The sequence below is a fragment of the bacterium genome, from assembly GCA_020440705.1.
Taxonomy (GTDB): Bacteria; Krumholzibacteriota; Krumholzibacteriia; order LZORAL124-64-63; family LZORAL124-64-63; genus JAGRNP01.
Genome location: JAGRNP010000025.1, coordinates 23047 through 32031 on the forward strand (window position 1 = coordinate 23047; position 8985 = coordinate 32031).

Below are 8985 nucleotides of genomic sequence, written 5' to 3' on the forward strand. Positions count from 1 at the left end.
CCTACTTGAGCAGCACCACGGCCGTCGTGCCGGCGTCGCGGCCGGCTACCCGCGCGCGCGCGCGGTAGACGCCGCTGGGCAGGGCGCGACCCGCCCGGTCGCGGCCGTTCCAGACCAGGCGCACCTCGTCGCCCGCGGCCACGCGGCGGGGCGGCGCCCGCCACACGAGCCTCCCGGCCACATCGAAGACGGCGACCTCGGCGTCCCCCGTGCGGGGCGCCGTGAGACGGATCGTCGTGCGCGGGTTGCAGGGATTCGGCCACGCGCGCAGCTCGCCCGCGACCGCGGCCGGCGGCCCGTCGCCCGCCGCGCTCAGGTCGCCGGCGCGCTCGGCGATGCCGTCGACGGCGATCCAGCCGTCGGGCCCGGTCTCGGCGTCGACCACCGCCAGGCGCACCGCCCGGCCCAGCCACGGGCCGAAATCCCACAGGCGTTCGGCGAAGGCGCCGGTGTTGTTGGGCCAGATGCGGTCGAGCTCGGCGCCGGTCTCGGCGTCGCGCAGGGCCACGTGGCAGGTGCCGGGGTGCAGGCCGCCCGCCAGCAGCAGGCGCAGGTGGCCGCCGGTGACGGTGAAGGGGCGCGAGACGAAGGTGGCGGTGGCCGTATCGGCCCAGGCCGCGGCCGGCGCCCCGACGCCGCTCAGCGGCCCGCCGTAGTGCTCGCGGGTGGAGATCCAGCCGTGGCCCTCGACGCCCAGGGGTGCCTCGTCGCGCAGCACCGGATTCTCGCCGAACGCCGGGCCCGCGGCCGCGCCCGTGCGCTCGGGCCAGTCGGCCGCCAGGGGGTCGGTGGGCACCACGACCGGGGTGAAGCCGCCGTCGTCGAAGCGCAGGCTGTCGCAGCGCATGGTCACGAACCACGAGCCGTCGCGCGGGTCCTGGTCCTTGGCCAGGCGGGCGAAGACGGCCATGGGCGCGCCGGCGTCGAAGCGTTCGATCTCCGGCGCCCAGCCCGCGTCCACGGAGGTGCGCGGACTCATCTGCCACAGGGACGGATCGGCGGCCACCATGTGGCTCGTGGGATGGCTCTCGAGATCGAGGTTCTGCTCCACGAAGAAGAGGTGGTGCCAGCCGTCCTGCACGAGGTACTGCACGCTCTCGAGATCGCGGCTGCGCCCGCCCACGCCGTTGTGCACGTAGAAGGGGCCGGCGTCGGTCCACGATTCGAGATCGGGCGACACCGCCTTGTGCACGATGCCGAAGCGCGCCGGCGAGCCGCCCTCGTTGCGCAACCCCGCCGTCGAGAGCATCACCCACTGTCCGCCGTCGCGGTACACGAACGGATCGCGGAACGAGCTCCAGGCCTGGCTCGGCGCCCAGTGGTAGACGGTGCTGTCGGGCTCGAAGACCGGGTTCGCCGCGCTCTTGGTCCAGGTCGCGAGGTCGTCGGACCAGGCCAGGCAGGCGCGCTGCACCATGTTCGCCGTCACGCCGGTGTACAGCATGGCCCAGCGCCCGGTGGCGTCGTCGAAGACCACGTCCGGCGCCCACATGGCCTCGGCGTCGTACCAGTCCGGCCCCACCGTGAGCGCGGCGCCCAGGCGCTGCCAGCGCACGAGGTCGTCCGACACCGCGTGCCAGATGGTGTCGGCGGCGGCCGGATGCCCCACCTGCTGGGGGATCGTGTGGTAGAAGGCGTGGTAGGTGCCCGCGTCGCGCACGAGGGCGAAGTCCCAGACCTGGTTGTCGGCGTGGACGAGGTACGGCGCCTCGAAGTCGAACGACTCCAGGGCCGACGCCGGGACGGCCGACAGGGCCACGGCGGCCACCGCGAGGGCGAATGCACGGATCAGGCGGGTCATGGGTCGCGGTGCCGTTCCGGGGTTGCGTGTGGGCGATCGCTTCGGCCCGTCATTATACCACATCCGGCCGCTGGGGCGGGGTGGGCGGCGGCCGTCAGCGCCGCGCGGCGCCGTCTCCGACGACGACCCCGACCAGCTCGCCCACCGTGCGGTGGGCCTCCAGGGGATGCCGCAGGGGCGCCCCGAGGTGCAGGACGTAGCGGTTGCGCCGCCCCTCGCGCACCCGCTCGACGATCCCCTCGGCCTCCAGGTCGGACAGGATCGACAGCACGGCCCGCTCGGTGATGCCCACCGCCGCCGCCACGTCGCGCACGCGGGCGCCGGGGTCGCGGCTGAGGGCCATCAGCACGTGGCCGTGGTTGCTGAGGAACGTCCAGGCGCCCGGACGAGGGGTCGGGATCGGGTCGGTCATGCGCTTCCTCCCTTGACGCATGAAGTTTAATTCATAAATTGCGCTTCGCAAGAACCGTTCTCATCCCGGGCCGGGCCGTGGCCCGTCGCGAAAGGACATCGCATGACCACCCCGCAAGCGCCCGCCGCCGCCCCGCTGGTCGGCGTCATCATGGGCAGCGCCTCGGACTGGCCGACCCTGCGCCACGCCGCCGACGTGCTGACCGCCTTCGGCATCCCCCACGAGTGCCGCGTCGTCTCGGCCCACCGCACCCCCGACGCCATGGCCGACTACGCCCGCACCGCCGAGGAGCGCGGCCTGCGCGCCATCATCGCCGGCGCCGGCGGGGCCGCCCACCTGCCCGGCATGGTCGCCGCCGGCACCACCGTGCCGGTGCTCGGCGTGCCCATCGAGAGCCGCGTGCTGCGGGGGGTCGACTCGCTGCTCAGCATCGTGCAGATGCCGGCCGGGGTCCCGGTGGGGACCCTCGCCATCGGCGAGGCCGGGGCGAAGAACGCCGCCTTGCTCGCCGCGGCGATGCTCGCCACCACCGACGCCGACCTGCGCGAGCGCCTGCGCGGCTTCCGCGCCGAGCAGGCCGACAAGGCGCTGCGATCGGAGCTGTCGTGACCGCGCCCATCCTGCCCGGCGCGACGCTGGGTGTCCTCGGCGGCGGCCAGCTGGGCCGCATGTTCACCATCGCGGCCCGGCGCATGGGCTACCGCGTGACGGTCTTCGCGCCGGGCGACGACACTCCCGCCGGACAGGTCGCCTACCGCGAGGTGCGGGCCCCGTACGAAGACCTCGACGCGGTCCGCACCTTCGCGCGCGGCGTCTCGGTGGTGACCTTCGAGTTCGAGAACGTGCCCGCCGCCACGGCCGCCGCCGCGGCCGAGGGCGCCCCCGTGCGTCCGGCCGGATCGCTCCTGCACACGACCCAGCACCGGCGGCGCGAGAAGGAGGCCCTCGCGGCGGCGGGCGTGCCGGTGGCGCGGTTCGCCGCCATCGAGACGGCCGACGACCTCGACGTCGCCGTGGCCCGCGTCGGCACGCCGGCGATCCTCAAGACCGCGGCCTGGGGCTACGACGGCAAGGGCCAGGCCCGCTGCGCCGACGCCGCCGCCGTCGCCGCGGCGTGGCAGGAGATGGGGCGGCAGCCCGCGGTGCTCGAGACGGTCGTCCCCTTCGCGCGCGAGATCTCGGTCGTCGCCGCCCGCGGGATCGACGGCGAGGTCGCGATCTACGACCCCTTCGAGAACGTCCACGTCGACCACATCCTGGACCTGACCATCTCCCCGCCCGACCTGCCGCCCGCGACGGCGGCGCGGGCCCGCGACCTCGCGCGCACCCTGCTCGAGGCCTGGAACGTGGTCGGCCTGATCTGCGTGGAGATGTTCGTGCTGGAGGACGGTGACCTGGTGGTGAACGAAGTGGCGCCCAGGCCCCACAACTCCGGGCACCTGACCATCGACGCCCACGCCTGCAGCCAGTTCGAGCAGCAGGTGCGCGCCGTGTGCGGGTTGCCGCTCGGGGCGGTCGCGCCGACCACGCCGGCGGCCATGGCCAATCTCCTGGGCGATCTGTGGGCGCAGGGGGAGCCGGACTGGGCCGCGGCGCTGGCCACGCCGGGCGTGATGCTTCACCTCTACGGCAAGGGCGAGCCCCGTCCGGGACGCAAGATGGGCCACCTGACGGCCGTGGCGCCGACGGCGGCGGTGGCCGCCGAGCGGGCGCGGGCGGCGCGGGCGGCCATGGCCCGCTGACGGGCCGCTACTTCAGCAGCACGGCCCGCCCCACGCCCGTGAACGACTCCGACCGGGCCCGGACCAGGTACACGCCGGCGGCCACGGTGCGTCCGCCGTCGTCCCGGCCGTCCCAGGCGATGCGGATGCGCCCGTCGGCCGCGGTCGCGGCCCGGCGCAGCGCGCGCACGTGGCGCCCCGCCGGATCGTAGACGTCCACGTCGACCAGCTCGCCGGGCCGCAGCTCGAACGTGATCTCGGTGGCGGGGTTAAAAGGGTTCGGCACGCAGCGCAGGTCCCGCACCGCCGCGGCGGGAACGGAGATCGGATCGACGCTTGCGGCTTCTCCGCACTCCGGCAGGATCACCGCCAGCTCCATGTCGCGGGCATAGCACACCACACCCGCCGTGTGGAGGATGCCGTAGCCGGTCACGGCGTCCAGCACTGCCCCGGCGAAGGCCGGCGCCATGGGATCACTAATGTCCAGCACCTGGACGCCTTTGCCGTCCGTGGCGGCGAAGAGCCGGTCTCCGTCGACCGCGAGCGACGTGAACGTGATCGCCGACGCGAACGTGTCCACGAGCACCGGGAGTGCCGGGTCGGCGATGTCGACGATGCAGATCCCGCCGCCGGCCACGGCCACGAAAAGGACGTCGCCGGACACGTCCAGGCGACGCACCTCCGCCGGGAGGGTCAGGCGCGCCGCCTCGACGGGCGCCGTCGGCACCGACACGTCGATCACCACCAGGTCGGGGTCCGAGCGGGCGAAGACGTGGTCGCCCACCACGAGTGGCGCGTAGGCGCCTCCGGGGATGAAGACCTCCCCCTGCAGCGTCGGCGCCAGCGGATTCGACAGCTCGAAGACACGGAACGACCCACCGCCCGCGCCGAAGAGCCGCACGCCGTCGGTGGCGATCCTGCTCTGCGCCGACGGAAGCGTCACCGAACCCACGAGGGTCGCAGCGGCTGGGTCGGTGACATCGAGGATCTCGATCTCGGTGGAACTGTCGACCGTGTAGGCGTGATCGCCCACCACGGCGACCGCATCCGGCTGGCCCACTGTGGGCAGCGTCCCCACCACGGCCGGCGCATGGGGGTCGGACACGTCGATGACCTGGACCGGCCCGTGGTCGAGGATCAGGGGGGCGTAGACGAAGTCCCCGGCCGCGGCCAACTCCACCGCAAAGTGAGGAATCCCCACGACACCGGCCGGTTCGGCCGACGCGATCTGGGCGCCCCCGAGGGTCGTCAACCCACGGTTGCCGTCGGCCACGGCCATTCCCCCGGCCAGGGGCGCCACGTCGTAGGCCCCGCCGACCGTCGTCACGACGGCCGCCACGACCGGCGCGGTCTCGACGGCGAGATCGACGACGGCGACACCCGCCGCGAGATCGGCCACCCAGGCCACGCCACCGGCGACGGCCACGTCGACCGCTGTGCCGGGCGTGTCGCCCGTGCCCAACAGCGCTGGCGCCGCGGCGTTCGCCACGTCGACCACGTGCAAACCCGCGCTGCCGGCCGCCACGTAGGCCCGGTTCCCGACAACCGCGATCCCCTCCGGGCTGCCGGCGACCGAGAGCGATCCGAGGACCACCGGTGCATTGGGGACGGACGCATCGACCACGTGAACGCCGCTGCCGGTGGCCGCGAGATACACCAGGCCCCCCGCGGCCGCAACGCCGTACACCCAGCCGCCCGGCGCCACCGCACCGCGGTAGACCGGCGTCGCGGGAACGGTCGCATCGACCACCTGCAGCCCCCATCCGGCCGAAGCCAGGTACACCATCCCGTCGACCACGGCCAGGGCGTGGACCTGTCCCGGCGGTTCCACCGCCCCCACCATCACCGGCAGGGCGGGGTCGGTCACGTCGACGATGAGCAGCCCGGCGTCCAGCAGGGCGATGTAGGCCAGGCCGTCACGAACGGCCACGTCCATGGCATCGTCGGGCGTCGGCACCACGCCGAGCAGCGCCGGGTGCGCGGGATCGGCGACGTCGAGGATGGCCACCCCGTCGGCGCGCGCCGCGACATAGGCGGTCGCGCCGGACACGTCGAGGGCCCGGGCTTCCCCGAGTCCCCCCAGGGAGGCCTGCATGTGGACGAGATCGGTGTATGACAGGCAGTCCTGGCCGGCCGCCGGGACGACGGCGAGCGCGGCGAGCAGACAGACGGCGAAAGTGCGGCGTTTCAAGATGCGGTCCCCCTTGACGGCCGGACGGTCCATTCCCTCCGGCGGAGCGCCCCGCGCAGATGGTGGCGCAACATTGAGGATACGGGATCCGCGGGGCCGAGACAACCCGCCCCGACCGGGGTCAGTCGATATCCAGCACCACCGTGCCCTTGTTGATCCGGCACTGGCACATGAGCCGTCGGCCGGGCTCGAGGCCCATGGCCTTCTCCTCTGCGGTGGCCGGGGTCAGGTTGTTCAGGCCGCTCTTGACGGTGGTGGCGCACTTGCCGCACACGGCGCTCAGGCAGCCGAAGAGCACACCCACGTCGTGGGCGGCCTCCATGGCGGCGCCGTCGATGACGGTGATCTTGCGGGAGCGGGTCTTGATGGTGGCCATGCGGTCCTTCCAGGTCTGTGGGGTCGGCTCCAGGGCATGATTCCCTGGCCCCAAGCTAACCGATCCCGCTCACTTGACCAGCGCCACCTTGCGCACCTGCTCGCCGTCCCCCGCCCGCAACCGCACCGCGTACACGCCCCCCGCCACCGCCCGCCCCGCGTCGTCGCGCCCGTCCCAGGCCACCTCGTGCGCACCCGCCGGACGGTCGCCCGCCACGAGCGTGCGCACCAGGGCCCCGCGCAGGTCGTACACCGCGAGGTGGACCGGCCCAGCCGCCTCGAGGGTGTAGCCGATGCGGGTGGCCGGGTTGAACGGATTCGGCGCGATGCCCGTGAAACCCGCCGCCCGCGGCAGGTCGTGGGCCGGTGTGGCCAGCAGGCCGTCGAGGGCGGCGCGCGCGTTGATCTTCACGCCGATGGGGTGGTCGTAGACGAGGGCGTCGCCGGTGGCGACGAGGCGATCGCGCACCTGGTCGGGCGTGAGGTCGGGCCGGGCCGAGCGGACCAGGCCGCACACGCCGGCCACCAGCGGGCACGCCATGGAGGTGCCGTCGCTGTACATGTAGGGATTCAGGCCGTCCCAGCCGTACAGGGTGTAGAGGATCTGCTCCACGAAGCCCCACGTGTAGTTGCTCTGCACCGTCGACCAGATCGACTGGCCGGGGGCCGCCACGTCGACCCAGTCGCCCCAGGTGGAGAACGAGGCGCGCTGGTCGAGGTCGTCGGTGGCGCCCACGGCAATCACGCCGTCCAGGGCGGCCGGGTACACGGCCACATTGTCGCCCCCGTTGCCCGCGGCCGCGACGCACACCACGCCGGCGGCGTTGGCGTCGTCCATGAGCGCCTGCATGAACGAGAACTCGACGAGCGCGCCGCCGAAGCTCATCGAGATGACGTCGGCGCCGTTGACCACCGCGTAGTCGACGGCCTCGGCGATGGCCTCCAGGGTGATCTGGCTCGCGCTGTCGTTCACCTTCAGGCCCATGAGGCTGCAGCCCCGGCCGGCGCCGGCGATGCCCACGCCGTTGTCGGCCTGGGCCGCGGCGATGCCCGCGCAGTGGGTGCCGTGGAAGCCCACGTCCAGGCCGCTCTCGAAGTAGGGCTCGGGCCGCGCGTCGGGGTCGCCGTTGCCCGCGTCCCAGCCGTGCAGGTCGTCGATCCAGCCGTTGCCGTCGTCGTCCAGCCCGTTGCCGGGGATCTCGGCGAGGTTCTGCCACACGGTGTGCAGCAGGTCGGGGTGGGTCCAGTCGACGCCCGTGTCGATGATGGCGATGGTGACCGCCGGATCGCCGGTGGCGATGTCCCAGGCCTCGTCCAGATCGACGTCGGCGTCGCCCGGCTCCCACACGGCCCACTGCAGGCCGAGCATGGGGTCGTTGGGCAGGGCCTGCAGGGTGAAGTGGTAGTCGGGCGAGGCGGCGCGCACCAGGCCGCCGGCGTTCAATTCGCGCACGATGCGCATGACGTCGGCATCGGGCCGGCGCAGGGTGAGCACGTCGCCGCCGGTGCGGCGGCGCTCGGCGGCCACCTTCAGGCCGTGGTGGGCGAAGACGGCCTTCAGGGCGGGGTCGTCGGCCTTGGCGCCGCCGGGGCGCAGCATGACCAGGACCTCGCCGGGGGTGAAGGCGGCGGGTGCGAGAGGCGCGGGTTCGCGGGCGGCCGCGGGGGCGTTCAGCAGGGCGGCGAGGAGCAGGGCGGCGATGCCGCACGAACGGCGCGGCGGGGACAGGCGGGGCGACATGGCGTGTCCTTTCGCGGGGGTGGCGAGGGCGCGGGAATCCGGACGGGAACACTATAGCATATGCGGCGTGCCCGGGTCCGTCGGGGCGTGGCGGGCGTTCGCGGCCGGATTCCGGATCCGGGCCCCCGGGCGCCGCCGCCGTGCTACAATGCCCACCAGTCCGCTCGGGGTTCGCCACCCGCGGTCGCCCCGCACCCCTCCACCCACGCTCCAGGGGGTCGACATGACACCGAAGAAGCTTCTGCTCGCCGCAAGCCTCGCCATCCTCACCGTGGCCGCCGCCCCGCTCGCCGGGGCCGGCCTCGTCATCAACGAGATCGACTACGACCAGCCGGGTCCCGACGGCGCCGAGTTCGTCGAGATCTACAACACCGGGCCCGACCCCGTCGATCTCTTCGAATACCGCCTCGAGTTCTGGAACGGGGCCAACACGACCCTCTACAACGCCTTCTCCCTGGTCGGGATCCTCAACCCCGGCGAGTTCCACGTCGTGTGCGCCTCGAACCTGACCGTTCCCAACTGCGACCAGGACGTCACGCCCGACACGAACCTGATCCAGAACGGCGCGCCCGACGCCGTGGTGCTCACGCGCCAGACCGTGATCATCGACGCGGTGAGCTACGAGGGCGAGGTGCCGGGCTACAACGAGGGCCAGGGCGCCACCACCGACACCGCCCTGACCTTCGACAGCATCAACCGCTATCCGGACGGCGTCGACACCGACGACAACTCCGTCGACTTCTA

At 73.4% G+C, this 8985-nt stretch carries 8 protein-coding genes; 3 read left to right on the top strand and 5 right to left on the bottom strand.

The window, feature by feature from the left end; genetic code table 11:
* Window position 1: 1 nt before the first annotated feature.
* Both KDM41_06030 and KDM41_06035 read right to left on the bottom strand, forming a co-directional pair.
* Window positions 2-1801 carry a hypothetical protein gene (locus tag KDM41_06030; protein ID MCB1182973.1) on the bottom strand — a complete coding sequence of 600 codons (1800 nt, stop codon included), beginning with the start codon at window positions 1799-1801 and terminating at the stop codon, window positions 2-4.
* Between the two features lie 94 nt (window positions 1802-1895).
* Window positions 1896-2213: a winged helix-turn-helix transcriptional regulator gene (locus KDM41_06035; GenBank protein ID MCB1182974.1), complete on the bottom strand. Its 318-nt coding sequence runs from the start codon at window positions 2211-2213 to the stop codon at window positions 1896-1898.
* Window positions 2214-2315: 102 nt separating this feature from the next.
* On the opposite strand from KDM41_06035, the gene purE reads away from it, so the two are divergent.
* Window positions 2316-2822, top strand: a complete 507-nt coding sequence (gene purE, locus KDM41_06040; protein ID MCB1182975.1) for a 5-(carboxyamino)imidazole ribonucleotide mutase — start codon at window positions 2316-2318, stop codon at window positions 2820-2822.
* Window positions 2819-3955, top strand: a complete 1137-nt coding sequence (locus KDM41_06045) for a 5-(carboxyamino)imidazole ribonucleotide synthase (protein MCB1182976.1) — start codon at window positions 2819-2821, stop codon at window positions 3953-3955. Before purE ends, KDM41_06045 begins: the two co-directional genes overlap by 4 nt.
* 7 nt (window positions 3956-3962) lie before the next feature.
* On the opposite strand, the gene KDM41_06050 is transcribed toward KDM41_06045, so the two are convergent.
* From KDM41_06050 to KDM41_06060, 3 genes are all read right to left on the bottom strand, one after another.
* Window positions 3963-6125, bottom strand: coding sequence for a hypothetical protein (locus KDM41_06050; protein MCB1182977.1), 2163 nt, complete (start codon window positions 6123-6125; stop codon window positions 3963-3965).
* A gap of 121 nt (window positions 6126-6246) precedes the next feature.
* Window positions 6247-6501 carry a 2Fe-2S iron-sulfur cluster binding domain-containing protein gene (locus tag KDM41_06055; GenBank protein MCB1182978.1) on the bottom strand — a complete coding sequence of 85 codons (255 nt, stop codon included), beginning with the start codon at window positions 6499-6501 and terminating at the stop codon, window positions 6247-6249.
* Window positions 6502-6570: 69 nt separating this feature from the next.
* On the bottom strand, window positions 6571-8241 hold the full coding sequence (locus tag KDM41_06060; GenBank protein ID MCB1182979.1) for a S8 family serine peptidase: 1671 nt from the start codon (window positions 8239-8241) through the stop codon (window positions 6571-6573).
* Between the two features lie 223 nt (window positions 8242-8464).
* Between KDM41_06060 and KDM41_06065 the strand changes: the two genes are divergently transcribed.
* The coding region (locus tag KDM41_06065) for a lamin tail domain-containing protein (GenBank protein ID MCB1182980.1) at window positions 8465-8985 on the top strand (521 nt) is incomplete at its 3' end.

Excerpts from the sequence above, each read along its gene's own strand:
- KDM41_06030 (MCB1182973.1), bottom strand. The coding sequence starts at position 1,801 with ATGACCCGCCTGATCCGTGCATTCGCCCTCGCGGTGGCCGCCGTGGCC.
- KDM41_06035 (MCB1182974.1), bottom strand. The coding sequence starts at position 2,213 with ATGACCGACCCGATCCCGACCCCTCGTCCGGGCGCCTGGACGTTCCTC.
- purE (MCB1182975.1), top strand. The coding sequence starts at position 2,316 with ATGACCACCCCGCAAGCGCCCGCCGCCGCCCCGCTGGTCGGCGTCATC.
- KDM41_06055 (MCB1182978.1), bottom strand. The coding sequence starts at position 6,501 with ATGGCCACCATCAAGACCCGCTCCCGCAAGATCACCGTCATCGACGGC.
- KDM41_06060 (MCB1182979.1), bottom strand. The coding sequence starts at position 8,241 with ATGTCGCCCCGCCTGTCCCCGCCGCGCCGTTCGTGCGGCATCGCCGCC.